This window comes from Streptomyces sp. NPDC032940 (assembly GCF_040636935.1).
Lineage (GTDB): Bacteria > Actinomycetota > Actinomycetes > Streptomycetales > Streptomycetaceae > Streptomyces.
Map to the genome: position 1 here is coordinate 83,550 of NZ_JBEZVJ010000015.1, position 24,630 is coordinate 108,179.

At 72.6% G+C, this 24,630-nt stretch carries 17 protein-coding genes and 1 pseudogene; 5 read left to right on the forward strand and 13 right to left on the reverse strand.

Annotated features, from left to right (window positions below):
- Positions 1 to 351: 351 nt before the first annotated feature.
- A complete protein-coding gene (locus AB0E77_RS19770) occupies positions 352 to 3,192 on the forward strand; it encodes a glycoside hydrolase family 3 C-terminal domain-containing protein (protein WP_361572307.1) in 2,841 nt (946 codons plus the stop codon).
- Between the two features lie 176 nt (positions 3,193 to 3,368).
- On the opposite strand, the gene AB0E77_RS19775 is transcribed toward AB0E77_RS19770, so the two are convergent.
- From AB0E77_RS19775 to AB0E77_RS19785, 3 genes are all read right to left on the reverse strand, one after another.
- The gene (locus tag AB0E77_RS19775) at positions 3,369 to 4,814 is read right to left on the reverse strand and encodes an aldehyde dehydrogenase family protein (protein WP_361572310.1); all 1,446 of its coding nucleotides are present in this window, start codon (positions 4,812 to 4,814) and stop codon (positions 3,369 to 3,371) included.
- A 236-nt stretch (positions 4,815 to 5,050) separates the two neighbouring features.
- On the reverse strand, positions 5,051 to 6,727 hold the full coding sequence (locus AB0E77_RS19780) for a PucR family transcriptional regulator (RefSeq protein WP_361572313.1): 1,677 nt from the start codon (positions 6,725 to 6,727) through the stop codon (positions 5,051 to 5,053).
- 388 nt (positions 6,728 to 7,115) lie between these two features.
- Entirely contained in the window at positions 7,116 to 9,509 is a 2,394-nt protein-coding gene (locus tag AB0E77_RS19785) for an ATP/GTP-binding protein (RefSeq protein WP_361572316.1), read from the reverse strand.
- Between the two features lie 249 nt (positions 9,510 to 9,758).
- Between AB0E77_RS19785 and gabT the strand changes: the two genes are divergently transcribed.
- Complete coding sequence (gene gabT, locus AB0E77_RS19790; protein ID WP_361572319.1) at positions 9,759 to 11,093, forward strand: 4-aminobutyrate--2-oxoglutarate transaminase; 1,335 nt, start codon at positions 9,759 to 9,761, stop codon at positions 11,091 to 11,093.
- A 181-nt stretch (positions 11,094 to 11,274) separates the two neighbouring features.
- A pseudogene (locus AB0E77_RS19795) lies at positions 11,275 to 11,443 on the forward strand (phosphoesterase); the annotation flags it as partial.
- A 102-nt stretch (positions 11,444 to 11,545) separates the two neighbouring features.
- Here the strand turns inward: AB0E77_RS19795 and AB0E77_RS19800 are convergent.
- A complete protein-coding gene (locus AB0E77_RS19800; protein ID WP_361572322.1) occupies positions 11,546 to 12,352 on the reverse strand; it encodes a tetratricopeptide repeat protein in 807 nt (268 codons plus the stop codon).
- 44 nt (positions 12,353 to 12,396) lie between these two features.
- Between AB0E77_RS19800 and AB0E77_RS19805 the strand changes: the two genes are divergently transcribed.
- Complete coding sequence (locus AB0E77_RS19805; RefSeq protein ID WP_361572325.1) at positions 12,397 to 13,092, forward strand: phosphatase PAP2 family protein; 696 nt, start codon at positions 12,397 to 12,399, stop codon at positions 13,090 to 13,092.
- Here the strand turns inward: AB0E77_RS19805 and AB0E77_RS19810 are convergent.
- The 8 genes from AB0E77_RS19810 to AB0E77_RS19845 form a co-directional block, all read right to left on the reverse strand.
- A complete protein-coding gene (locus AB0E77_RS19810; RefSeq protein WP_361572328.1) occupies positions 13,031 to 14,848 on the reverse strand; it encodes a glycoside hydrolase family 18 protein in 1,818 nt (605 codons plus the stop codon). The two genes, AB0E77_RS19805 and AB0E77_RS19810, sit on opposite strands and share 62 nt — an antisense overlap.
- 97 nt (positions 14,849 to 14,945) lie before the next feature.
- Positions 14,946 to 15,404, reverse strand: a complete 459-nt coding sequence (locus AB0E77_RS19815) for a hypothetical protein (protein ID WP_361572331.1) — start codon at positions 15,402 to 15,404, stop codon at positions 14,946 to 14,948.
- A 130-nt stretch (positions 15,405 to 15,534) separates the two neighbouring features.
- Positions 15,535 to 16,962, reverse strand: coding sequence for an FAD-dependent oxidoreductase (locus AB0E77_RS19820; RefSeq protein ID WP_361572334.1), 1,428 nt, complete (start codon positions 16,960 to 16,962; stop codon positions 15,535 to 15,537).
- 41 nt (positions 16,963 to 17,003) lie between these two features.
- Positions 17,004 to 17,804 (reverse strand): ABC transporter permease, encoded by an 801-nt coding sequence (locus AB0E77_RS19825; RefSeq protein WP_361572337.1) that lies wholly within the window; start codon positions 17,802 to 17,804, stop codon positions 17,004 to 17,006.
- Entirely contained in the window at positions 17,805 to 18,734 is a 930-nt protein-coding gene (locus AB0E77_RS19830) for an ABC transporter permease (protein ID WP_361572341.1), read from the reverse strand.
- Positions 18,734 to 19,903, reverse strand: coding sequence for an ABC transporter ATP-binding protein (locus AB0E77_RS19835; protein ID WP_361572460.1), 1,170 nt, complete (start codon positions 19,901 to 19,903; stop codon positions 18,734 to 18,736). The genes AB0E77_RS19830 and AB0E77_RS19835 overlap by 1 nt, the downstream gene beginning before the upstream one ends.
- Positions 19,904 to 19,908: 5 nt before the next feature.
- Positions 19,909 to 21,156 carry a spermidine/putrescine ABC transporter substrate-binding protein gene (locus tag AB0E77_RS19840; protein ID WP_361572344.1) on the reverse strand — a complete coding sequence of 416 codons (1,248 nt, stop codon included), beginning with the start codon at positions 21,154 to 21,156 and terminating at the stop codon, positions 19,909 to 19,911.
- Positions 21,157 to 21,211: 55 nt separating this feature from the next.
- Positions 21,212 to 22,747 carry a gamma-aminobutyraldehyde dehydrogenase gene (locus AB0E77_RS19845; RefSeq protein WP_361572347.1) on the reverse strand — a complete coding sequence of 512 codons (1,536 nt, stop codon included), beginning with the start codon at positions 22,745 to 22,747 and terminating at the stop codon, positions 21,212 to 21,214.
- 202 nt (positions 22,748 to 22,949) lie between these two features.
- Here AB0E77_RS19845 and AB0E77_RS19850 point away from each other — a divergent pair, with 202 nt between their 5' ends.
- Positions 22,950 to 23,528, forward strand: a complete 579-nt coding sequence (locus tag AB0E77_RS19850) for an NADAR family protein (RefSeq protein ID WP_361572350.1) — start codon at positions 22,950 to 22,952, stop codon at positions 23,526 to 23,528.
- A gap of 253 nt (positions 23,529 to 23,781) precedes the next feature.
- Here AB0E77_RS19850 and AB0E77_RS19855 read toward each other — a convergent pair whose 3' ends face one another.
- Positions 23,782 to 24,630, reverse strand: coding sequence for a DUF4190 domain-containing protein (locus tag AB0E77_RS19855; protein ID WP_361572471.1), 849 nt, complete (start codon positions 24,628 to 24,630; stop codon positions 23,782 to 23,784).

Here is a 24,630-nt window from a genome sequence, read left to right on the forward strand (position 1 = left end):
GGCCGTCGGCTGCGGTGTCTTCAGTGGAACTGGCTGAGCTGAAGCGGTCGTCGAGGGAATGCGCGGTTCCGGATGCATCGACGACGCGTCCCCGGTTCACCGCTTCCGTAGTCGAAGCGCTTCGAAGTTGCTGCGAGGTTAAGTGAACGCCTGGGGGCACACAAGGGTCGCTTCCAAGATTCCTCCGAGGTGTGCGGGTCGGCGCACGCTCGGCCACACTCAAGGGCCCCTTGGAAAGTGACGAGAAGTCGAAGTTGCCGCCCGAATACGCCTTGACACCCACCCCCGAGCCCAATCAGCATCGAAGCGCTTCGAATGCGTCTCGCTGCTCCATCGCAAGGGGAACTCCACGTGACCGCACACACGCCGCCCACGCCGCCTTTCCGTGATCCGCGGCTGCCGCTCGGAGAGCGCGTCGACGACCTGCTGTCGCGGCTGACGCTCGACGAGAAGACCGCGTTCCTGCACCAGTTCGCCCCGGCCGTCGAGCGGCTCGGCGTCGCCGCGTTCCGCACCGGCCAGGAGGCGCTGCACGGGGTGGCCTGGATGGGCCCGGCGACGGTGTTCCCACAGGCCGTGGGGATCGGCGCCACCTGGAACGAGGACCTGGTGCGCCGCATCGGCGAGGCGGTGTCCCAGGAGGTCAGGGCGATGCGGGCGCGGGACGAGCGCGTCGGCCTCAACGTGTGGTCCCCGACCGTCAACCTGCTGCGCCACCCCCTGTGGGGCCGCAACGAGGAGGGTTACTCGGAGGATCCGAAGCTCACGTCGGCCATCGCCACCGCGTACACCCGCGGACTGCGCGGCGGGCACCCGGAGTACTGGCGCACGGCACCCGTGCTCAAGCACTGGCTGGCCCACAACAACGAGACCTGCCGGGACACGTCCTCGTCGTCCGTCCGCCCGCGCGTCCTGCACGAGTACGACCTGCGCGCCTTCCGCGAGACGGTCGAGGCCGGCGCGGTGGCCGGGGTGATGCCGGCGTACAACCTGGTCAACGGCCGCCCCAACCACGTCTCCCCGTATCTGCGCGAGCAGCTGCGCACCTGGACGGACGAGGAGCTGCTTGTCTGCTCGGACGCGGGCGCCCCCTCCAACCTGGTCGACTCGGAGCACTACTTCGACAGCCACGAGGAGGCGACCGCCGCCGCGCTGCGCGCCGGGGTGGACAGCTTCACCGACCACGGCACGGACTCCTCGCGGATCGTCGCGCGCGTCCGGGGCGCGCTCGAGCAGGGGCTGCTCTCCGAGGCCGACGTCGACGCGGCCGTACGCCGCCAGCTCTCGGTCCGCTTCCGCCTCGGCGAGTTCGACGGGCACGACGAGCCGGGGGCCTTCGACACCCCGGAGCACCGGGCGCTGGCCCTGGAGGCCGCCGAGCAGGCGGTCGTGCTCCTCAGGAACGACGGCGTGCTGCCGCTGGCCCCGGACACCCGCGTCGCCGTCGTCGGGCTGCTCGCCGACGAGTGCAAGCTCGACTGGTACAGCGGCTCGCTCCTGCACCGCTCCACGCCGCTGGAGGGCCTGTACGAGCGCTTCGGCGCCCAGAGCGTGAGCTTCGCGGAGGGCGTGGACCGGGTCCGGCTCAGGACCGCCGCCGGCACGTTCCTGCACGTGCTCCCCGCGCCGGACTCCCCCGACGGGACGCCCGGTGCCGAGGGTGCCCTCGATCCCGCCCTGATCGCCGGCCGCACCGACCTGCCGCCGCTCACCACCGACACTGCCGGCAGCGAACTCGCGCTGGTCGACTGGGGCGAGGGTGTCCTCACCCTGCGCGCTCTCGACGGCCGGTACCTGTCCGTCGCCGAGGACGGCTTCGTGCGCGCCTCCGCCGACCAGCCCGGTGGCTGGGTCGTGCGGGAGACGTTCCGCCTGGAACCCCACGGCAGCGGGCACCTCCTCCGGCATCTGGGAACGGGCCGTCCCGTCCGTGTCGCCGCCGACGGCGTGAAGGTTGCCGCCGAGGACGCCGACGACGCGGACGGCGAGGTCTTCGAACTGGTCGTCGCCGAGCGCGGCGAGGAAGCGGTGACGCGGGCCGCGGCCGGGGCCGACGTGGTCGTGGTGGTGGCGGGCAACGACCCGCACATCAACGGCCGGGAGACGGAGGACCGTACGACCCTGCGGCTGCCGGAGCACCAGGAACGGCTGCTGCGCGCGGCCCGCGCCGCCAACCCGCGCACGGTGCTGGCGCTGGTCTCCGCCTACCCGTACGCGGTCGACGCGGACGGCCTCCCGGCGGTGCTGTGGACCGCGCACGGCGGCCAGGCGGCCGGCACCGCGCTGGCCCGGGTCCTGGCCGGTGACGTCTCCCCCGCCGGACGCCTCCCGCAGACCTGGTACGCCGACGACGCCGACCTGCCGGGTCTGCTCGACTACGACGTGATCGGTTCCCGCCAGACCTACCTGTACTTCGAGGGGACCCCGCTGTTCCCCTTCGGGCACGGCCTGTCGTACGCGTCCTTCGACTACGCCGACCTGGCGGTCCGCGCCGGGGACGGTCCGGTCTCCGTGTCCTTCACCGTCACCAACACGGGGGACGTCACCGCGGACGAGGTGGTGCAGCTCTACGCCCGCGCCGAGGAGCCCTCGGTCCCGCGCCCGCGCCGGGAGCTGCTGGCCCACCGGCGCCTGACGCTGGCCCCGGGCGAGCGGGCCGGGGTCTGCTTCGAGGTGCCGCTGTCGGCCTTCGCGTTCTGGGACGTGGCGCACGGCCGGTGGCGGCGCGAACCGGGCCCGTACGCGCTGCTGGTGGGTGCCTCCAGCGAGGACGTGCGGCTGTCGGCGACCGTGGTCCTGGACGGCGAGCCCGCCGCCCCCCGTCCGGTGCGCGAACGCGGCCTGGACGCGGCCGGCTTCGACGAGCAGAGCGGTACGGAGATCGTGGACCGCGCGAGGACGGCCGGCGACGCGGTGACGCCGGTCGCGGGCGGGCCCGGCGAACTGCTGTACCGGGCCTGCGACTTCGGCGCCGGTGTCACCGGGGTGGCCGTGGCGGTGGCGGGCGAGGGGACGGTGGAGATCGCCCTCGACGGGGGCCCGGCATCGGCGGTGCTGTCACCGCAGGCGCCGACCCCGGGCCCGTACGACTACGTGGAGCTCGGCGCCGCCCTGACCGCCGAGGGCGTGCACGACCTGACCGTCAGGCTGCGCGGCTCACTGCGGCTCGCGCACGTCGGCTTCACCGGTTGAGGGTCCGGAGGAAGCCGGCCGGGGGACGGGGCCCACGCGGGCCCCGTCCCCTCGGACCCGCGGGTTCACCGACGTGGCCGTCCCGTCCCACCCGCCCTGCCCCCGCGCCGTGGGAACGCCGACGGCCCGAGCCCCCGCACAGTTCGGGCTCGGGCCGTCGGCCTTCTCGGGGTGGGTCAGAGGGCGAGGCCCGTCAGGACCAGCACCCGCTCGTAGGTGTAGTCGTCCATCGCGAAGCGCACGCCCTCGCGGCCCACGCCGGACTGCTTGGCGCCGCCGTACGGCATCTGGTCGGCGCGGTAGGAGGGCACGTCGCCGACGACGACGCCACCGACCTCCAGGGCGCGGTGGGCGCGGAAGGCGGCCTGCACGTCGTGCGTGAACACGCCTGCCTGGAGGCCGTACTTGGAGTCGTTGACGGCGGCGAACGCCTCGTCCTCGCCGTTGACCTTCTGCACACTCAGCACAGGACCGAAGACCTCCTCGCAGGCGAGGGTGACATCGGCCGGCAGGTCGGTCAGCACGGTCGGCGCGTACGAGGCGCCGTCGCGCTTGCCGCCCGTGAGGAGCTTCGCGCCCGCGGCGACGGCCTCGTCGACCCAGGACTCCACGCGCTCGGCGGCGGCCTCGCTGACCAGCGGGCCGACGTCCGTGGCGTCGTCGTTCGGGTCGCCGGTGACCTGGGCCTCCACGGCGGCGACGATGCGCGGCAGCAGGCGGTCGTACACGGCGGCGTCGGCGATCACGCGCTGCACCGAGATGCAGGACTGGCCGCCCTGGTAGTTGGAGAAGGTCGCGATGCGGGTCGCGGCCCAGTCGAGGTCCTGGTCGCTCGCCCAGTCGCCGAGGACGACGGCCGCGCCGTTGCCGCCCAGCTCCAGGGTGCAGTGCTTGCGCGGCACCGAGTCCATGATCGCGTAGCCGACCGTCTCGGAGCCGGTGAAGGAGATGACCGGCAGCCGCTCGTCCTGGACGAGGGCGGGCATGCGGTCGTTGGAGACCGGAAGGATGCTCCAGGAGCCGGCGGGCAGCTCGGTCTCGGCGAGCAGGTCGCCGAGGATCAGGCCGGACAGGGGGGTGGCGGGGGCCGGCTTGAGGATGATCGGCGCACCGGCCGCGATCGCCGGGGCGATCTTGTGGGCGCACAGGTTCAGCGGGAAGTTGAACGGCGCGATGCCGAGGACGACGCCCTTGGGGAAGCGGCGGGTGAGGGCCAGCCGGCCCTGGCCGCCGGCGTCGGTGTCCAGGCGCTGCGCCTCGCCGCCGTTGAAGCGGCGGGCCTCCTCGGCGGCGAAGCGGAACACGGAGACGGCGCGGCCGACCTCGCCGCGGGCCCACTTGACCGGCTTGCCGTTCTCGGCGGAGATGAGCTGCGCGAGCTCCTCGGTACGCTCGGCGAGGCGCCGGCTGACGTGGTCCAGGGCGGCGGCGCGGACGTGGGCGGGGGTGGCGGCGAACTCGTCCCGTACGGCGTACGCGGCGGCCACGGCCTCCTCGACCTGGGCGTCGGTCGGCACGCTCACGGTGGCGACGGTGCGGCCGTCCCAGGGGGACGTGACGTCGAAGGTGTCCTCACCGGTGGCCTGGCGGCCGGCGAGCCAGAAGGCGTGGGTGGAAGTCATAGTGGAGTCCCGGCCCTTCCGCGTTGGGGGTGTGTACGGGGTGTGCGGAGTCCACGGTAGGGCGGGGGGCGGCGGGGGTCGTTTGTCCGGGGCGGAGTGGTGGGGGGTGGGGGTTCGACGGATTGGCGGGGTGGGGGTTCCTTCGGGCAGGGTGAGGCGTTCTTCGCCCCCCGCCGCCCCTTCCCGTTCCCGTACCCGTCCCTGGAGGCTGCGCCCTCAGACCCTTCGGCCTGGGGTCACTCCGGTGACGTCGCCTTCAAGGCCAGCCACAGTTCCATCCGTACGTCCGGGTCGTCCAGGGAGCGGCCGAGGATCTCCTCCACGCGGCGCATGCGGTAGCGCAGCGTGTGGCGGTGGACGCCGAGGTCGGCGGCGGCCGCGTCCCACTGGCCGTGGCGGGAGAGCCAGGCGCGCAGGGAGGCGACCAGGTCGCCCCGGCCGGTGGCGTCGTGGTCGCGCAGCGCCCGCAGCAGGCCGTCGGCGAAGGCCCGTACCGCGTCGTCGGCGAGCAGCGGCAGCACCGACCCCGCCGCCAGGTGCTCGTGCTCCACGCAGACGCGGCCACGCCTGCGGGCCACCGACAGCGCCTGCTCGGCCTGCTTGTAGGCGGCGGCCGCGGCGATGGGTCCGGACGGCGCCGACAGGCCGACGACCAGGCCTTCCTCCTCGCCCTTGACCGGTTCCGGCGTCGGCCGGGCCGTCTCCAGGGCCGCCGCGTAGGCGGCGCAGGCGGCGACGGCCGCGCCCTGGTCCGTGGCCAGGACGACGAGGCGCTCCCCCTCGGGCACCACCAGCACCGCCTCGCCCGCCCGGGCCGCCGCCGACTCGACGACCTCGGCGAGGGCACCGAGCGGATCGCCGCCGGTGTCGGCCGCGGCCAGCGCGGCGGCGGAGGGCTTGGCGGCGGGCACCCGCGGTTGCGGACCGGCGTGCGCGCGGGCGGCGGAGGCCGACGCGGGCTCGGCGACGATCATCCGGAAGGGCGCGTCGAGCAGGCCGCCGTACAGGTCGCCGGCGACCGCGCGGGCGTGGTCCGGTTCGCCGGCCAGCAGCATGCGCAGCACGGCCGATCCGATGCGCTGCTCGGCCGCGTGCAGGGAGCGGGAGCGTTCCGTGGTGAGCGTCAGCAGGGCGATGGCGGAGTGGACGGCGTAGCGCTCGGCGGTGCCGAGGGGCGCGGCCGTGCCGACCGCGAGCGCGGCGCGGGCCTTGCGGGAGGTGCCGAGGGAGTGCAGCTCGACCCGGTCCGCGTTCTCGGGCTGCTCGGAGTCACCGCCTCCGCCGACGACCGAGGAGGCCGGTGCGGGCCGCTCGCGCAGCCGCTGGACGTCCGCCGTGAGCCGCGCCGCCCTGCGGCCCGCCCAGTCGGGAGCCGCGGCGACGACGGCGCCCGCGGTGTCGTACAGCGCCGCCCAGCCGTCGACCTGCGCGGCCAGCGCGCCCAGCAGCCCTTCGGGGCCGTCGGTCAGCGCCTGCTTGGTCAGCTCCCGCTGGGCCGCGAAGCCCGCCGTGACCGCCCGGTACTGGTCGGCGGCGATGGCGGCGGACACGGCCTTGCTGATAGCGAGGAAGGGGGTGCGGCGCGGCACCTCCAGCAGCGGCAGGCCCTCCTCGCGGGCCGCCTCGACGAGCGCGTCGGGGATGTCCTCGTAGTGGACCCCGACGGCGAAGCCGAGCCCGACCACGCCGGCCTCGGACAGCCGGCGCACGTACCGGCGCATCGCCTGCGGGTCCTCCGCGTCCAGCTTGAGCGCGGTGATCAGCAGGAGTTCGCCGCCCTCCATGTAGGGCACGGGGTCGGCGAGCTCGCTGGAGTGGGCCCAGCGGACCGGCACGTCGAGGCGGTCCTCGCCCGCGCGCACGGTCAGCTTGAGCGCGGAGTGGTGGACGAGCGAGGCGAGCGTCGGGGGCATGGGGCCTTCAGATCGGCGTCGGGTGTGCGGGGGCGATGCGGAATCTCTGTGATCTTTTGGCCGCGGCGTATGAACGGCCTGTGTCGATTCTGCCTCACCGTACGGTCCCCTGCGGGCGCGTCGCCGCGGGAGGGCACCCCGTGGGCGTCCTGTCCCGCCAGGGTCTCGGGCGCGAGGCCCCGGCGTCCCGGGCGGACTCCAGCCGCGGGTCCCCTCCCGGCCGAGGCCTCAGCGCCGAACGCCTCCCGGCCAGAGCCCCACGGGCACGTCCCCGGCCAGAGCCCCCACAGGCACGCCCCCGGCAGGAACCCCACGGGCCGTCCCCGGCCAGAGCCCCACAGGCGCGCCCCGGCCAGAACCCCGCGGCCGCGTCCCCCGGCCGGAGGTCTCAGCCGCGCAGATCCACCAGCAGCGGCGGCGCGTGCTCGCCGCCGACGGTGGTCAGCGACAGCACCGCGTGCCCCGCGGGCACGGCGTGCGCCAGCTCGGACGCCGACCACCGCTCCCGCTCGACCTGCCGCACGGTGACGGCGTCCGTCGTCACGGCCTTGCCGGTCACCAGCTTGCGCAGGGCATGGAGGGCCCGCGTCATCGGCTGGTCGGCGAAGACCGTGTGCTTGGCGACCTCCGTCGTCTCGACCCACTCGGTGCCCCACGCCTCCGCGAGCGCACGCCCGTCCCAGGTGGTGACACCGGAGCAGGCCGCCCGGCAGCCCACGGCGCTCAGCAACGGCCCGTGCAACGACTCCGGTACGTCGCCCAGGGTGCGCAGCCCGAGCACGACGCCGGCGTTGTGCGAACGCAGCCGCTGAACGGCCCGGACGGTGCCCCGGGTCAGGGCGCCGGAGGCGTCGTCGAGGACCAGGCAGACGAAGTGCGTCCGGGCCCTGTCGGCGCGAGCCACCGCGAGGAACTGGGCCAGCACGAGCCGGGCCAGGAGCCGCGCCGCCTCTTCGTGTCCCTGCTCGGGCAGATCGATGCGGACCCGCAGCGGATGGTGGCCGACGGCGCTCAAGGAGAACGGGCGTGCCGCGTGGGTCTGCTCCGTCCCGTCCGCTCCGGTCTGGGGACCCACGCCGAAGAACCCCTCGAACACCGGGCGGTCCAGCAGCGCGAGCCGGTCGGCGAGGAACGGACCGCACTCGGCCGCGGTACCGATCTGCCGCAGCCACGGCTCCAGCTCCCGGCGCATGGTGGCGGCCTCCGGAGCAAGCGCCTCCAGCAGTTCGGCAAGGGTCTGCGGGCGTCCTTCGAGGAGTTCACGCAGGACCGGAACGGAGGGGAAGTGGCCGTACGCGGCCCGGTAGGGGCCGATCAGCTGAGCCAATGCCGTGGCCGCCCGTCCGGCACCGAACGCTTCGAGGTCACCGGCCAGGCCCTCGGCCAGGACCGCGGCGGCTTCGTCCGGGTCGGTCGCCTCGGCGTACAGGTGCAGGTCGTGCACGGAAGCGGGGTCACCGGGCCGGATCACCACGTCGAACGCCTCGTCGGGGCCCAGCGGGGATCCCGCCGTGCCCACAGCGACCACGGCGCAGGCGCCGGTGAGCGCGCCGAGGGCGAGAGACTCGACCACGGGAGCGGACAGCCGTTCGGTCCTGCCCGAGCCCGGCGGCCCGACGGCCAGCAGGGAGGTGCCGAGCGTCGACGGGTCGAGCGCCACTCCGGCGTCACGGTAGGCGGGGGGCGTCCGCTCGTCGCTGCCGCAGCGGCCGACACGGACCTGGCCGGCAAGCAGGTCGTGCGTCGCCGTACGCCGCGGAAGGTCGCGGGCGCCCGAAGGGTGTGTCCATGCGGCGGCACCATGACGCAGCACGGTCTCGGTGAACGAGGCGAGGCGTCCCTGTGCGTGGAGGAGGTCCCAGGCACGCTCGACCCGGGCACAGTCCACGTCGTTCATCCGCCCGGTCAGCACTTCGGCCGACAGCAGATCGGCAGCCTGCGTCTGCCCGGCCAACCGCAGGAGCGGCCACTTCGACCGGGGCGCGACGGCGACGGGGTCACCGTCGGGCCGGGGTCCCGCCCGCCGCGCGGTGCGCCAGTGCCGGAGCAGCGGCCACCAGTCGCCCCAGCGGGCGGACGCCCACAGGACCGCGACCGTGATGGAGGTGTCGACCAGGAACACGGTCACGGGCGCGCCCGCGGCGCCCCAACTGCCCGTGAACAGGGCGATGAGGAAGACGACCGTGGTGTAGACGGGCACCGGGTCGCTGTCGAGGACGGGGAAGACCAGCACCAGGGCGACCGCTGCCCCCACGACCGTGATGGCCGCCCGCAGCGGCTGCGGCCGGTTGCCGAGCCAGAAACGGATCAGGGTGGGCCAGCTCCCCAGGTAGCCCACGGCACACAGGAGGAGGACGAAGAAGATGTTGTCGTAGACCGCCAGAGCAACCGGACCCTGCCACACGTCGTCCTTCGGCCAGACGGTCCCGGAGTACCACCAGTCGTTCGGGGTGAAGAGGCGCAGCAGGCTGCTCTTGTACGGGAAGGTGTCGTTGAGCCACAGGGACCACAGCAGGATCCCGATACCCAGGGGCACCAGGGCACCGAGGAGGGAGGCCGGGGCCAGTTTCCGCTTCCCGGCCGCCTTGGGCGGGACGTGTCCGAACCGCCAGATGCCGGCCCCGGCGTCCGCCCGCGGCACGTCGAGCCACGTTGCCACCTGGGGGGACCTCGGCACCTGCGGCCGGCCGGGCGGCGCGGGCGGCATCGGAGGCGGACCGCTTGCCGGACGCGGTACCGGCCGCCGCGTACCCCGCGTGTCCCGCAGGCCGTCGCTGTCCATCGCCTTGCCCCCTGACCAGCCGCTCCGTCCACCGTCAGCGAGCCAATCTAACGCCCTGACAGGGCGACTTCACCGCTTACACGGCCGGGCCCGCGTCGACGTGTCCACATGTCGCCGTACGCGTCACATGTCCACCGCGGACAACGGCCGGCGCGGACAACGCCCACATGGAGCATGCCCACCCCCCGCCGACGGTCCTAGCCTGCGAGAAAAGAAGGCAAGCGTCCGAAAAGATCCACAGGAGCCCCCATGACCGCACTTCCGCAGGAGCGCCGCGTCGTCACCGCCATTCCCGGCCCGAAGTCGCAGGAGCTGCAGGCCCGCCGGACCGCCGCGGTCGCGCAGGGCGTGGGCTCCACGCTGCCCGTCTTCGTCACGCGCGCCGGCGGCGGCGTCATCGAGGACGTGGACGGCAACAGCCTGATCGACTTCGGCTCCGGCATCGCCGTGACCTCCGTCGGCGCCTCCGCCGAGGCCGTCGTCCGCAGGGCGTCCGCGCAGCTCGCCGACTTCACCCACACCTGTTTCATGGTCACGCCGTACGAGGGCTACGTCGCCGTCGCCGAGGCGCTGGCCGAGCTGACCCCGGGCGACCACGCCAAGAAGTCGGCGCTGTTCAACAGCGGTGCGGAGGCCGTCGAGAACGCCGTCAAGATCGCCCGCGCGTACACCAAGCGCCAGGCCGTCGTCGTCTTCGACCACGGCTACCACGGCCGCACCAACCTGACCATGGCGCTGACGGCGAAGAACATGCCGTACAAGCACGGCTTCGGTCCGTTCGCGCCCGAGGTGTACCGCGTGCCGGTCGCCTACGGCTACCGCTGGCCGACCGGCCCGGAGAACGCCGGCCCGGAGGCCGCCGCCCAGGCCATCGACCAGATCGCCAAGCAGGTCGGCGCCGAGAACGTGGCCGCGATCATCATCGAGCCGGTGCTCGGCGAGGGCGGCTTCATCGAACCGGCCAAGGGCTTCCTGCCGGCGATCCGCCGGTTCGCCGCCGACAACGGCATCGTCTTCGTCGCCGACGAGATCCAGTCCGGCTTCTGCCGCACCGGCCAGTGGTTCGCCTGCGAGGACGAGGGCATCGTCCCCGACCTGATCACCACCGCCAAGGGCATCGCCGGCGGTCTGCCGCTGGCCGCGGTCACCGGCCGCGCCGAGATCATGGACTCCGCCCACGCCGGCGGCCTCGGCGGCACCTACGGCGGCAACCCGGTCGCCTGCGCGGGTGCGCTCGGCGCGATCGAGACGATGAAGGAGCTCGACCTCAACGCGAAGGCGAAGCGGATCGAGGAGGTCATGAAGGCCCGCCTGACCGCCATGGCCGAGAAGTTCGACATCATCGGCGACGTCCGGGGCCGTGGCGCGATGATCGCCGTGGAGCTGGTCAAGGACCGCGCCACCAAGGAGCCGAACCCCGAGGCGACCGCCGCGCTCGCCAAGGCCTGCCACGCCGAGGGCCTGCTGGTCCTGACCTGTGGCACCTACGGCAACGTGCTGCGCTTCCTGCCGCCGCTGGTGATCGGCGAGGACCTGCTGAACGAGGGCCTCGACATCATCGAGCAGGGCTTCGCCCGCATCTGAGCGGAGCACCCGCGCACACCCGGGCTCGGGCAGGTGCGCGACCGCCCGAACGCGCATCTGAGCTGCGGTTCGCACGCCTGGCGCGGCGAACCGCAGAGCGTGTGAAGAACGTGTGCGGGGTGGATGTCAGGACGCCGATGCCCCTGTCCTGAGCCCACCCCCTGTCGTAGGTTCTACGCAGATGAGAGATACACCCCGTCCACGGGGGACCGTGGGCGGAGCTCAGGCCGGGGCCTCCCCAGCTTCGACCTGGTCGTGCCTCGCGCACACAACCGGAACCCGAGGGTTCCGGGTCTCCTCACCGATCGGACGGTCGCCCGCCCCAAACCCCCCGGGGCGCGCGACGTTCCGGTCAGGACGCCGCCTCGGCACCCGGGACGGCGGTTCACCGAAGGGCCGGCACACTCCCCCCCTTGTGCCGGCCCTTCGGTGTGTCCGGGCGCGCGTGCGCCTCACTCGTCCCCGGTGATACGGCCGAGCAGGGCGCGGGCCTCCCGGATGCGCGGATGGGCCGGATGCAGGTCCCGCCGGCAGTCGGCCAGCGCCCGCCGGACGGTGGCCTCCGCCTCGTCGCGCCGGCCGAGTCCGTGCAGCGCCTCGGCCGTGACCAGGTCCAGCCGTCCGCTGTCCCCGCGTGAGAGGGGCGGGGTGAACCGCCGCGCCTCGGCGAGCGCCTCCTCGTACCGGCCTCGGCCGGTGAGGCTGCGCACCAGGACGGCATGCAGGGCGGCGAGGACGGACTTCCGGGCGCGGGGCAGGTTCCCGCGGGCGACGGCCTCCGCCTCCTCGTGACGTCCCTGGCCGCACAGGGCGGTGGCCAGGTGGGACAGTGCGATCAGGTCGACGGCGCCGAGCGAGGTGAGCCGGGCGATCCGCGTCGTCCCGCGCAGCACGTCGAGGGCCTCGGCCTCCGCCTCCCGATGGCGCCCCTCGCCGATCAGGACCAGGGTGCGGTGGTTGCGGACGATCAGCCGCAGCAGCTCGGTCTCGACGTCGACCGGCTCCAGCTCCGCGATCAGCGCCTCCAGTTCGGGCAGCACCTCCGTGCCCCGGCCGTGCGCGACGGCCGCACCGGTGGCCAGGGTGAGCGCCTGCCACCGCGGCAGGGACCGTCCTCTGCGCCACTGGCTCGGCGGGACCGCGGCGAGCGCGCGGGCCGCGGCCTCGACCTCCTCGTAGGCGCCGGCCCGGAACTCGTCGAAAAGGCGGGCGAAGGTCTTCTCGCGCGCACGCTCGCGTGGCGTTCGTATGCTCTTCACGGGCGGCGAGCGTACGCGAGCGGGGGGCCTGTCAGGCTGGGGGCATGCCGGTCTCCTCACCCCGCCCGTACCGCGGCCTGCTCGGGCTGCTCGCCGTGCCCGCGCTGCTCTTCGCTCTGATCACCTGGCAGGTCGTCGCCGACGGACCGCTGGTGGGGGTGGACGAGCGGGTCAGCCGGGCGCTCGTGCACCCGGACCGGTTCTCGGAGGTGCTGGCCGACCTCGGCAACGTGCAGGTGGCGGTGCCCGTCCTCGCCCTCGCGCTGGCCGGCGTCGCGTGGCGCGGGCGTGCCAGAGGTGTGGACCGCTGGTGGCTGCCGCCCCTCGCGGGGGCCGCGGCGATGGTGCTGGTGCCGGCGCTGGTGGCCCCGCTGAAGGAGTGGACCGACCGCCCCGGCACCCCGGCGGTGCCGCCGGCGGTCGGCTACTACCCCTCCGGGCACACCGCCACCGCGCTGGTCGCGTACGGCGCGGCGACGCTGCTGCTCCTTCCGCTGCTGCGCGCGCCGGCCGTACGCCGCCTGCTGGTCGCGGTCTGCGCCGTCCTCGTCCTCGGCGTGTCCTTCGGGCTGGTCCGCCGGGGCTATCACTGGCCGCTGGACGTGGTGGCCAGCTGGTGCCTGGGGGCGGTCCTGCTGACGGGTGTGCGGCTGGTGCTCGGCGGCAGTACGCGCCCGCTCAGCCGAAGTACGCGTCGAAGTTCTTCTGGAACTCCCAGTTCGCGTACCGGTCCCAGTTGATCGACCAGGTCATCAGACCGCGCAGGGCGGGCCAGGTGCCGTGGGTGGTGTAGGCGCCGCAGTCGGTCTTCTTCGTCAGGCAGTTCAGGGCCTTGGTGACCTCGGCCGGGGAGACGTGTCCGTTGCCCGCCTGGGTGGAGGCGGGCATGCCGATCGCGACCTGGTCGGGGCGCAGCGGCGGGAAGACGTTGTTCGCGTCGCCGGCGACCGGGAAGCCGGTGAGCAGCATGTCGGTCATGGCGATGTGGAAGTCGGCGCCGCCCATGGAGTGGTACTGGTTGTCGAGGCCCATGATCGGGCCCGAGTTGTAGTCCTGGACGTGCAGCAGGGTGAGGTCGTCGCGCAGGGCGTGGATGACCGGGAGGTAGGCGCCGCAGCGCGGGTCCTGACCGCCCCACTTGCCCGTGCCGTAGAACTGGTAGCCGTTCTGCACGAAGAAGGTCTCCGGGGCCATGGTCAGCACGAAGCCGTCGCCGTACTTGGCCTTGAGGGTCTTCAGGGCCGAGATCAGGTTGACGATCACCGGGGTCTTCGGGTTCTTGAAGTCCGTGTCGTCGGCGTTCAGGGAGAGCGAGTGGCCCTCGAAGTCGATGTCGAGGCCGTCGAGGCCGTACTCGTCGATGATCTTCGAGACGGAGGAGACGAACGTGTCGCGGGCCGCGGTCGTCGACAGCTGCACCTGCCCGTTCTGGCCGCCGATGGAGATCAGCACCTTCTTGCCGGCCGCCTGCTTGGCCTTGATGGCCGCCTTGAACTCGGCGTCGCTCTCCACGTTCGGGCACTCGGTGACCGGGCAGCGGGTGAAGCGGATGTCGCCGGAGGTGACCGAGGTGGGCTCACCGAAGGCCAGGTCGATGACGTCCCAGCTGTCGGGCACGTCGGCCATGCGGGTGTAGCCGGAGCCGTTGGCGAAGCTGGCGTGGAGGTAGCCGACCAGGGCGTGGGCCGGGAGGCCGGAGGAGCCGCCGCCGTCGTCCGGGCGCTGGGCGGTCGTCGCCGTTACGGTGGCCGAACGCGCCGACTCGCCCGCGTCGTTGACCGCGGTGACCTGGAAGGAGTACGCGGTCGAGGGGGTCAGGCCGGTCACGGTGGTGGAGGTGCCGGTGACCGTGGCGGCCTTCGTGCCGTCGCGGTAGACGGCGTATCCCGTCGCGCCCGCCACCGGTGACCAGGACAGGGCGACGCTGGAGGAGGTCACGGAGCCGGTCCTCAGACCGCCGGGTGCCTCCGGGGGCCGGCCGGTCTCGCCGCCCGGGCCGGTCAGGGAGATGTCGTCGGCGTGGTAGGCGCCGGTGCCGTACCAGCCGTGGGTGTAGATCGTGACCTTGGTGGTCGACGGGCCGGTGCGGAAGGTGGTCGTCAACTGCTGCCAGTCGGGGGCGGACTGGGCCCATGTGGAGACGTCGGTGGTGCCGGTCCCGCTCGCGCCGAGGTAGACGTAGGTGCCGCGGACGTAGCCGGAGAGCGTGTACTGGGAGTCCGGCTTGACGGACACCGTCTGGGAGCAGCGGGCGTTGTCGGCACCGGCCGGGGTGGCTTGCAGGGCCGCCGTGCCGCTGTGGACGGGTGAGGTCACGGTCGTGCCCGCGGTGCAGGTCCAGCCGTCGAGCGCGGATTCGAAACCGCCGTTGCGGGCGAGGTCCGCGTCGGCCGCACGGGCGGCCGACGTGAGCGCGGTCAGGCCGGACGCGGCGAGGGCCGCGGCCGTGAGGAGCGTGACGAGGGGGCGACGGACGAGCGGTCTGGAGCGTTCCACAAGTGCCTCCGGACATGGGGGAGATGGGGAGGGTGGAGCGCGCCCAATTTGGTCCAGACCAATTATGTTGTCAACCCCTTGCGCACGTCACACTCCGCTACCCCTCGTTCCCGTCCACCGCGAGAGCCGCCGCCGCCTCGTGCATCGCCAGTTCCAGCAACGAGGGGTCGGTGAGCGTGCCGCTGCCGTCCGGCGGGATCAGCCAGCGGGTGCCTCCGGATCCCGGCCCCGCGGGGTGCGGCACCACGATCCAGGTGCCGAGCCCGGCCGTCCGGATGCCCGTGCCCACCCAGCGGGCCGCCGTGCCGGGCGGCACGAAGAAGCCCGTGCGCGCGTCGCCGAAGTCGGCGAGCACCGGGCCGGGCTGGTCCAGGACGCGGGAGAGCACGTCCAGGGTCGGATAGCCGAGCCTGCTCGGCACGATGAGCACGTCCCAGGCCCTGCCCGCGGGCAGCAGCGCGACGCCCGACGGGTCGCGCTCCCAGTCGCGGCGGCAGGAGTCGGGATCCGGTGCGACGGATGCCAGCCATGCGACCGCCGTCTTGGCACCAGGCATGTGAGACCTCCCTTTCACTCGTCGACGCGGGGTGCGTCACGAGGGAGAGGGAGGTCTCCCGGGAGCATTACGCGGGTTGCGGTCCCCCGATGGAGTGAACCGGGTCACACGCCCGCGTGCGGCGGGCGGCTCAGCTGTCGAAGCCGAGGCCGAGGCGGTCCATCGTGCGCAGCCACAGGTTGCGCCGGCCGTCGTGCGCGTCGGCGCGGGCCAGGGACCACTTGGTGAGCGCGATGCCGGTCCAGGCGAAGGGCTCGGGCGGGAACGGCAGCGGCTTCCTGCGCACCATCTCCAGCTCCGTGCGCTCGGTGCGCTCCCCCGACAGCAGGTCGAGCATCACCTCGGCACCGAACCGGGTCGCCCCCACGCCGAGGCCGGTGTAGCCGGCCGCGTAGGCGACCCTGCCGCGGTGCGCGGTCCCGAAGAACGCCGAGAAGCGCGAGCAGGTGTCGATGGCGCCGCCCCAGGCGTGCGTGAAGCGGACGCCCTCGAGCTGCGGGAAGCAGGTGAAGAAGTGCCCGGCGAGCTTGGCGTAGGTCTCCGGGCGGTCGTCGTACTCGGCGCGCACCCGGCCGCCGTACGGATAGACCGCGTCGTAGCCGCCCCACAGGATCCGGTTGTCGCGGGACAGCCGGAAGTAGTGGAACTGGTTGGCGCTGTCCCCAAGGCCCTGCCGGTTCTGCCAGCCGATGGAGGCGAGCTGCGCCTCGCTGAGCGGCTCGGTCATCAGGGCGTAGTCGTAGACCGGGACGGTGTAGGAGCGCACCCGCCGCACCAGGTTCGGGAAGATGTTGGTGCCGAGCGCCACCGTGCGGGCGCGGACCCCGCCGTAGGGGGTGCGTACGGCCATGCCTGCGCCGTACGGCCGCAGGGTGAGCGCCGGGGTGTGCTCGTAGACGCGGACGCCGAGGGCGAGGCAGGCCCGCTTGAGACCCCAGGCCAGCTTGGCCGGGTTCACCATCGCCACGCCCCGCCGGTCCCAGAGGCCCGCCCGGAAGGTCGGCGAGTCGACCTGCTCGCGCACGGCGTCGGCGTCCAGGTACTCGATGCCCTCCGCCAGACCCTTGGCGCTGATCTCCTCGTACCAGTCCGTCAGCTCCCGGGCCTGGTACTCCTCGGTCGCGACGTCGATCTCGCCGGTGCGCTCGAAGTCGCAGTCGAGGCCGTGGCGGGCGACCGCCTCCTCGATGGCGTCGAGGTTGCGGGCGCCCAGCTCCTCCAGCCGGTGGATCTCGTCCGGCCAGCGGGTGAGGCCGTTGGACAGGCCGTGGGTGAGGGAGGCCGCGCAGAAGCCGCCGTTGCGGCCGGAGGCGGCCCAGCCCACCTCGCGGCCCTCCAGCAGCACCACGTCCCGCTGCGGGTCGCGCTCCTTGGCGATCAGCGCGGTCCACAGCCCGCTGTAGCCGCCGCCGACGACCAGCAGATCGCAGGTCTCGGCACCGGTGAGGGCGGCCTCGGGGCGGGGGCGGCCGGGGTCGTCCAGCCAGTACGGAACCGGCTGGGCGTCGGAAAGGGACTTCGTCCAGTCGTTGCTGCGGCTCATGGCGCTGGTGGCCATGATTTCAACTCCCTACGGATTGCGGATCACGCTGAGGTGCTTCACGCCTTGCGGCGATTGCGGCGGTTGCCGATGGCCATGGAGGCCAGGACGAACAGTACGGCGACGACGAACATGGCCGTACCGATGACATTGATCTGGACGGGCGTTCCGCGCTGCGCCGAGCCCCAGACGAACATGGGGAAGGTGACGGTGGAACCCGCGTTGAAATTGGTGATGATGAAATCGTCGAAGGACAGCGCGAAGGCGAGCAGCGCGCCGGCCGCGATACCGGGGGCGGCGATCGGCAGCGTGACCCGGACGAAGGTCTGGAAGGGACCGGCGTACAGGTCCTGCGCGGCCTGCTCCAGTCGCGGGTCCATCGACATCACGCGCGCCTTGACGGCGGTCACCACGAAGCTGAGGCAGAACATGATGTGGGCGATGAGGATCGTCCAGAAGCCCAGCCGGGCGCCCATGTTGAGGAACAGGGTGAGCAGCGAGGCGGCCATCACGACCTCGGGCATCGCCATCGGCAGGAAGATCAGCGAATTGATCGCGCCGCGCGCCCGGAAGCGGTAGCGGACCAGCGCGAAGGCGATCGCCGTGCCGAGTGCGGTGGCGCCCAGCGTCGCCCACAGGGCGATCTGGAGGCTGAGGGACAGCGAGCCGCACAGCCCGGCGACCCCGCACGGGTCCTTCCAGGCGTCCGTGGAGAACTGCTGCCATTCGTAGTTGAATCGCCCGTTCGGTCTGTTGAAAGAGAACACCGTGACGATGACGTTGGGCAGCAGGAGATAAGCGAGCGTCAGCAGTCCGGCGATCACGACCAGATTGCGCTTGAACCAGGTGACGAAGGCCATTTAAACCAGATCCTCCGTGCCGGACTTGCGAATGTAGACGGTGACCATGGCGAGAATGGCGGCCATGAGGATGAAGGACAGCGCCGCGGCCGTCGGATAGTCCAGCACCCGCAGGAACTGGGACTGGATCACGTTGCCGATCATTCCCGTGTCGGCCGAGCCGAGCAGGGAGGCGTTGACGTAGTCGCCGGTCGCCGGGATGAAGGTGAGGAGCGTGCCGGAGACCACGCCCGGCATCGACAGCGGGAAGGTGACCTTGCGGAACACCGTGGAGGGCTTCGCGTACAGGTCGCCCGCGGCCTCGTGCAGCCGGCCGTCGATCCGCTCCAGCGAGGTGTACAGCGGCAGGATCATGAACGGCAGGAAGTTGTACGTCAGGCCGCACACCACCGCCAGCGGGGTGGCCAGCACGCGGTCGCCCGAGGTCCAGCCGAGCCAGCTGGTGACGTCCAGGACGTGCAGGGTGTTCAGGGCGCCGACGACGGGTCCGCCGTCCGCGAGGATCGTCTTCCAGGCCAGGGTGCGGATCAGGAAGCTGGTGAAGAACGGCGCGATCACCAGGATCATGATCAGGTTCCGCCAGCGGCCCGCCCGGAAGGCGATCAGATAGGCGAGCGGGTAGCCGAGCAGCAGGCACAGCACGGTCGCCGAGGCGGCGTAGGCGACCGAGCGCAGGAACTGCGGCCAGTACTCGGACAGCGCGTCCCAGTAGGTGGCGAAGTGCCAGGTGACCTTGTAGCCCTCCTCCAGCGAGCCCGTCTGCACGGACGTGGAGGCCTGGTAGACCATCGGCGCGGCGAAGAAGACGATCAGCCAGAGGATGCCGGGGAGCAGCAGCCAGTACGGCGTCGTGCGGCCCCGCCTGCGCGGGGGCTTCTTCGCCGGTGCGGCCGGGGACAGCGGCGGTGGCGCCTCGGTGAGGGTGGACATCAGTCGTCCTCCCCCTCGGCCACGCCGGCGTCGATGTCCTGGGAGGCGTCCAGGCCGAAGGTGTGTGCCGGGTTCCAGTGCAGGACGACGTCGGCGCCGGGGGCGAGGCGGGCGTCGCGGTCGATGTTCTGGGCGTACACCTCGAACTCGGGGCAGGCGGCGCAGTCGACGACGTACTGCGTGGAGACGCCGATGAAGCTGGTGTTGCCGATCTTGCCGGTGATGCGGTTGCGGCCCGCGGGGATCGAGCCGGCGTCGTCCGCGTGGGTGAGGCTGATCTTCTCCGGGCGCACCCCGACCAGGACCTTGCCGCCCGCGCGGGCCGGCGCGGAACATCGGGCGCCGGGCAGGGTCAGCTTGTCCCCGGCCGCCTTCACCACGAGATCGTCGCCCCCGGTGGAGACGACCTCGGCCTCGATGAGGTTGGAGGTGCCGAGGAAGTTGGCGACGAAGGTGGTCCGCGGGTTCTCGTACAGGTCGGCGGGGGCGCCCAGTTGCTCGACGCGGCCCGCGTTCATCACGGCGACCTGGTCGGCCATGGTCATGGCCTCCTCCTGGTCGTGGGTGACGTGCACGAAGGTGATGCCGACCTCGGTCTGGATGCGCTTGAGCTCGAGCTGCATCTGGCGGCGCAGCTTGAGGTCGAGGGCGCCGAGCGGCTCGTCCAGGAGCAGCACCTTGGGGTGGTTGATCAGGGCGCGGGCGACCGCGACGCGCTGCTGCTGGCCGCCGGAGAGCTGGTGGGGCTTCTTGCGGGCCTGCTCGCCGAGCTGGACGAGGTCGAGCATCTCCTCGACCTGCTTCTTCACGCTCTTGATGCCGCGCCGGCGCAGGCCGAAGGCGACGTTCTCGAAGATGTCGAGGTGCGGGAAGAGGGCGTAGGACTGGAAGACCGTGTTGACCGGCCGTTTGTACGGCGGGAGCGCGGTCACGTCCTGGTCGCCGAGGTGGACGGTGCCGCTGCTGGGCTCCTCCAGTCCGGCGATCATGCGCAGGGTGGTGGTCTTGCCGCAGCCGGAGGCGCCGAGGAGGGCGAAGAAGGAGCCCTGCGGCACGGTCAGGTCGAGCGGGTGCACGGCGGTGAAGGAGCCGTAGGTCTTGCTGATGCCGGTCAGGCGGACGTCGCCGCCGCGGTCCGTCGCGTCCGGCTGAGCCTTCGTCGTATTCATCGTCGTCACGCCCCAGTGAGCTTCGCGAACTTTTCTTCGCAGGCCATCTCTTCCTTCGCGCTCAGCGAGCGGAAGGAGTGGGAGCGGGCCTGCATGGCCTTGTCGGGGATGATCAGCGGGTTGTTCGCCGCGTCCTCGTCGATCTTCGCAAGCTCGTCCTTCACACCGTCGACGGGACAGACGAAGTTGATGTAGGCGGCGAGTTCCGCGGCCGGGCGGGGCTCGTAGTAGTAGTCGATGAGCCGTTCGGCGTTGGTCTTGTGGCGGGCCTTGTTGGGGACCAGCATGTTGTCGCTCGACGTGATGTAGCCGCTGTCCGGGATGACGAAGTCGACGTCCGGGTTGTCGGCCTTGAGCTGGACCACGTCACCGGCCCAGGCGAGGCAGGCCGCGAAGTCGCCCTTGGTGAGGTCGGACGTGTAGTCGTTGCCGGTGAAGCGGCGTATCTGGCCGCTGTCGACGCCCTTCTGGAGGCGGGCGATCGCCGCGTCGTAGTCGTCGTCGGTGAAGCGGGCCGGGTCCTTGCCCATGTCGAGCAGCGTCATGCCCATGGTGTCGCGCATCTCGGTGAGGAAGCCGACGCGGCCCTTGAGCTTCGGGTTGTCGAGCAGGTCGGAGACGGAGCGGACCTCGATGCCGTCCAGCGCCTTCTTGTTGTAGGCGATGACGGTCGAGATGCCCTGCCAGGGGTACGAGTAGGCGCGGCCCGGGTCCCAGTCGGGGCTGCGGAACTGGGGCGACAGGTTGGCGAAGGCGTGCGGCAGGTTGGCCGGGTCGAGCTTCTGCACCCAGCCGAGGCGGATCAGCCGTGCGGCCAGCCAGTCGGTGAGCACGATGATGTCGCGGCCCGTCTCCTGGCCGGCGGCGAGCTGCGGCTGGATCTTGCCGAAGAACTCGCTGTTGTCGTTGATGTCCTCCGTGTACGTGACCTGGATGCCGGTGCGTTTCGTGAACGCCTCCAGCGTCGGGTGCCGCCGCCCGCTCTCGTCGACGTCCATGTACTCGGTCCAGTTGGAGAAGGCGACTTTCCTCTCCTGGGCCGAGCGGTCCTGTGCGGAGACGCCGCCCTCGGTCTTGCCGGCCGCGGGGATGCCGCAGGCACTGAGCGCCCCGAGGCCCCCGGCCGCGAGCACGCCGCCGGTGGAGGCGCGCAGCAGTGAGCGGCGGGTGAGGGCGGCCCTGCCGCTGGTGAAACTGCGCCGCATGGCGGCCGTTTGGGCCGGGGTCAGGCGGTCGGGCTCGTACTGCTCCATGCGCGTGGTTGCCCTTTCGGGTGGGCCGGCCGTGGTCGGCGGCCTGGCGTGATGGCTATCGGTCCCCGAAGACGGTGCGGTGCCAGTCCTTGCGGACCACCGCGATGTTGTCGAACATGACGTGCTTGACCTGCGTGTACTCCTCGAAGGAGTAGGCGGACATGTCCTTGCCGAAGCCGGACGCCTTGTATCCGCCGTGCGGCATCTCGCTGATGATCGGGATGTGGTCGTTGATCCACACACAGCCCGCCTTGATCTCGCGGGTGGCGCGGTTCGCCCGGTACACGTCCCGGCTCCACGCGGACGCGGCGAGCCCGTACGGCGTGTCGTTGGCGAGCCGGATGCCCTCGTCGTCGCTGTCGAAGGGCAGGACGACCAGGACCGGGCCGAAGATCTCGGACTGGACGGCCTCACTGTCCTGCGCGGCGTCGGCGATGAGGGTCGGCCGGTAGTAGGCACCCTCCTTCAGGTCGCCCTGGGGTGCCTCGCCGCCGCACACCACGCGCGCGTAGGAGCGGGCCCGGTCGACGAAGCCGGCGACGCGGTCGCGCTGGACGTGGCTGACCAGCGGGCCGAGGTCGGTGCCGGGGGCGAAGGGATCACCGACGCGGACCGTGTCCATGAGGGCCGCGGTCTTCTCCACGAACGCCTCGTACAGGGGCCGCTGCACGTACGCGCGCGTGGCGGCCGTGCAGTCCTGGCCGGTGTTGATGAGCGCGCCCGCGACCGCGCCGTGGACGGCGGCGTCCAGGTCGGCGTCGTCGAAGACGAGGAAGGGCGCCTTGCCGCCGAGCTCCAGGTGGAGGCGCTTGACGGTGGCGGTGGCGACCTCGGCGACGCGCTTGCCGACGGCGGTGGACCCGGTGAAGGAGGTCATGGCGACGTCGGGGTGGCCGACGAGGTGCTCACCGGCCTCCCGCCCGGTGCCGGTGACGATGTTGATCACGCCGTCCGGGATCCCGGCCTCGGTCGCCGCCTGGGCGAACATCAACGAGGTCAGCGGGGTGATCTCGGCGGGCTTCAGCACGACGGTGTTGCCCGCGGCGACCGCCGGGAGGATCTTCCAGGCGGCCATCTGGAGCGGGTAGTTCCAGGGCGCGATGGACCCGACGACGCCGATCGGCTCGCGGCGGACGTACGAGGTGTGGTCGCCGGAGTACTCGCCGGCCGACTGCCCCTGGAGATGCCGGGCGGCGCCCGCGAAGAAGGCCGCGTTGTCGACCGTGCCCGGCACGTCGAACTCGCGGGTCAGCTTCAGCGGCTTGCCGCACTGCAGCGACTCGGCGCGCGCGAAGTCCTCGGCGCGCTCGGCGAGGACGGCGGCGAACCGGTGCAGGGCGTCGGAGCGCTCGCCCGGGGTGGCGCCGGACCAGCCGGGGAACGCCGCGCGGGCGGCGGCGACGGCCGCGTCGACGTCCTCGGTGCCGGCGAGCTCGTAGGTGAGGACGTCCTCGCCGGTCGCCGGGTCGACCACCGTGTGCGTGCGGCCGGAGGTGCCCTTCGTCAGACGGCCCGCGATGTACTGGGCCCCGTCCGCGAAGCGGTCCTGGGCCGGGAATCGGTCCGGGGTGGCGTTGCCCGGGTTGTGCATGTCGGCTCTCCTCGGTCTCCCCGTGGTGGGGGCCGGTGTGGCTCAGGCTCGATGTGAGTGCCGATCCTGACAGAGCACCGCACCCCCAACAAGTGATTCCGTTGTTGCCATTTGGTTACGCGACGGAATCTGTCGACCAGGTGTCGAGTCGCCACGGAAAAGGACGGACGGAGTGTCAGTGGCGCGTGCCAGACTCGCGTGCATGGAGAGGATCACGGGGGACACCGGCATGATCGACAACAGGGAGGCGCTGCTCGGGGAGGTCCGGGCGGGCGCGAGGATCAAGTACCTCTGCTTCTGGGGACACCGCCCGCTCCCGGAGGGCCGGATCGGCCCGAGCTGCCTGAGCCAGTGGTGGCCGTCGCCGTTCACGGTGGACGGGGTGGAGTACGCGACCGCCGAGCACTGGATGATGGCGGGCAAGGCGCGTCTCTTCGAGGACGCGGAGGCGGAGCGGCGGGTACTGGCCGCGGAGCATCCGGCGGAGGCGAAGAAGGCGGGGCGCCTGGTGCGCGGCTTCGACGACGCGGTGTGGGAGCGGGAGCGGTTCCGCATCGTCGTCGAGGGCAGCGTGCACAAGTTCGCCTCGGACCCGGCGCTGCGCGCGTTCCTGCTGAACACCGGCGACCGGGTCCTGGTGGAGGCGAGCCCGGTGGACCGGGTCTGGGGCATCGGCCTCGCGGCGGACGACGAGGCGGCGACGGCCCCGGAGCACTGGCGGGGCGAGAACCTGCTGGGCTTCGCGTTGATGGCGGCACGGGAGCGACTGCGGGGGATGTGAGGGCCGACGCCGGTCCCGTAGCTGCGGGGGTGTGGGCCGACGCCGGCCCCGTAGCTGCGGAGGGTGTGGGGCCGAAGCCGGCCCCATAACCGCGCGGGGCGGGGTGAGAGCCGCGTGCCTCCCCCAGTGCCTGAACGGCCTGGGAGGTGCCCCCAGGGCGCCACGGGTGGGCGCTGGAGTCCCCCCGCTGGGAGAGGCACCCCGCTACGCCGGGCGACGCGCCCACCCCCGGCCGCCCACGCCAGGGCCCCCGCTAAGTGACGATCACCAGCACGCCGAATCCCATACCCAGCACAATCCCCGCGGCCCCGCAGATGATCCCGGCCAACGCCTGCCCCGGATTGGTCGCCTCCCCGGTCCGCGCCTTCCCTCGCCCGACCGCCCCGAAGATGACCCCGAGAATGCCCAGCACGATCGCGAGCGGCCACAGACAGAAGACGATCGCCCCCACGATGCCCAGCACGAGCCCCGCCGTGCCCATCCCGTTGCTCGGCATCGGCCCCATGCCGGGCCAGCCGTAGTAGCCGTACGGCTGGGGAACGCCATAACCACCCTGCCCGGGGTGGACGGGCCCCCCGGGATAGCCGTAGGGAACCTGACCGGGCCCGTCGGGGGCGATCGGCGGCGGCGGAACGGCGGCCTGCTCCTGCCCGGCGTACGACGGCGCCGGCGCCGCGAACGGGTTGCCGGCCCCCGGAGGGACCGCCGCACCCGGCACCGCGAAGGGATTGCCGGCCCCCGGAGGAACCGTGGCCGCACCCGGCGCGTACGGACTGTTCGTGCCGCCCGCCGACGCCCCCGCCCCGCCCCCGGGACTCGCCCACGGCGGCGGCTGCCCGCCCACGTCCGGCAGGGACGTGACCGTCTGCTGGTCGTGGACGGACGGAGCCGGCCACGGCGCCGGTCCGTTCGACGCGAGGGTGCCTCCTGGACCGCCGCCCCCGGCGTCGTCCGCGGGCGGCGCCCAGGGATCGGCCGGGCGGTCCGGCTTGACCAGGCCGACTCCGGGGACCGCGTCCGCGACGCCGTCGTCGTCCGGCGTCCGCGCGTCGGCCCGCGGCGGCTGCGTGTCGTCGGACATGCGCTGCGTGTCGTCGGACAT

Excerpts from the sequence above, each read along its gene's own strand:
- AB0E77_RS19775 (WP_361572310.1), bottom strand. The coding sequence starts at position 4,814 with ATGACTTCCACCCACGCCTTCTGGCTCGCCGGCCGCCAGGCCACCGGT.
- AB0E77_RS19780 (WP_361572313.1), bottom strand. The coding sequence starts at position 6,727 with ATGCCCCCGACGCTCGCCTCGCTCGTCCACCACTCCGCGCTCAAGCTG.
- AB0E77_RS19785 (WP_361572316.1), bottom strand. The coding sequence starts at position 9,509 with ATGGACAGCGACGGCCTGCGGGACACGCGGGGTACGCGGCGGCCGGTA.
- gabT (WP_361572319.1), top strand. The coding sequence starts at position 9,759 with ATGACCGCACTTCCGCAGGAGCGCCGCGTCGTCACCGCCATTCCCGGC.
- AB0E77_RS19805 (WP_361572325.1), top strand. The coding sequence starts at position 12,397 with ATGCCGGTCTCCTCACCCCGCCCGTACCGCGGCCTGCTCGGGCTGCTC.
- AB0E77_RS19815 (WP_361572331.1), bottom strand. The coding sequence starts at position 15,404 with ATGCCTGGTGCCAAGACGGCGGTCGCATGGCTGGCATCCGTCGCACCG.
- AB0E77_RS19820 (WP_361572334.1), bottom strand. The coding sequence starts at position 16,962 with ATGGCCACCAGCGCCATGAGCCGCAGCAACGACTGGACGAAGTCCCTT.
- AB0E77_RS19825 (WP_361572337.1), bottom strand. The coding sequence starts at position 17,804 with ATGGCCTTCGTCACCTGGTTCAAGCGCAATCTGGTCGTGATCGCCGGA.
- AB0E77_RS19830 (WP_361572341.1), bottom strand. The coding sequence starts at position 18,734 with ATGTCCACCCTCACCGAGGCGCCACCGCCGCTGTCCCCGGCCGCACCG.
- AB0E77_RS19835 (WP_361572460.1), bottom strand. The coding sequence starts at position 19,903 with ATGAATACGACGAAGGCTCAGCCGGACGCGACGGACCGCGGCGGCGAC.
- AB0E77_RS19840 (WP_361572344.1), bottom strand. The coding sequence starts at position 21,156 with ATGGAGCAGTACGAGCCCGACCGCCTGACCCCGGCCCAAACGGCCGCC.
- AB0E77_RS19845 (WP_361572347.1), bottom strand. The coding sequence starts at position 22,747 with ATGCACAACCCGGGCAACGCCACCCCGGACCGATTCCCGGCCCAGGAC.
- AB0E77_RS19850 (WP_361572350.1), top strand. The coding sequence starts at position 22,950 with ATGGAGAGGATCACGGGGGACACCGGCATGATCGACAACAGGGAGGCG.
- AB0E77_RS19855 (WP_361572471.1), bottom strand. The coding sequence starts at position 24,630 with ATGTCCGACGACACGCAGCGCATGTCCGACGACACGCAGCCGCCGCGG.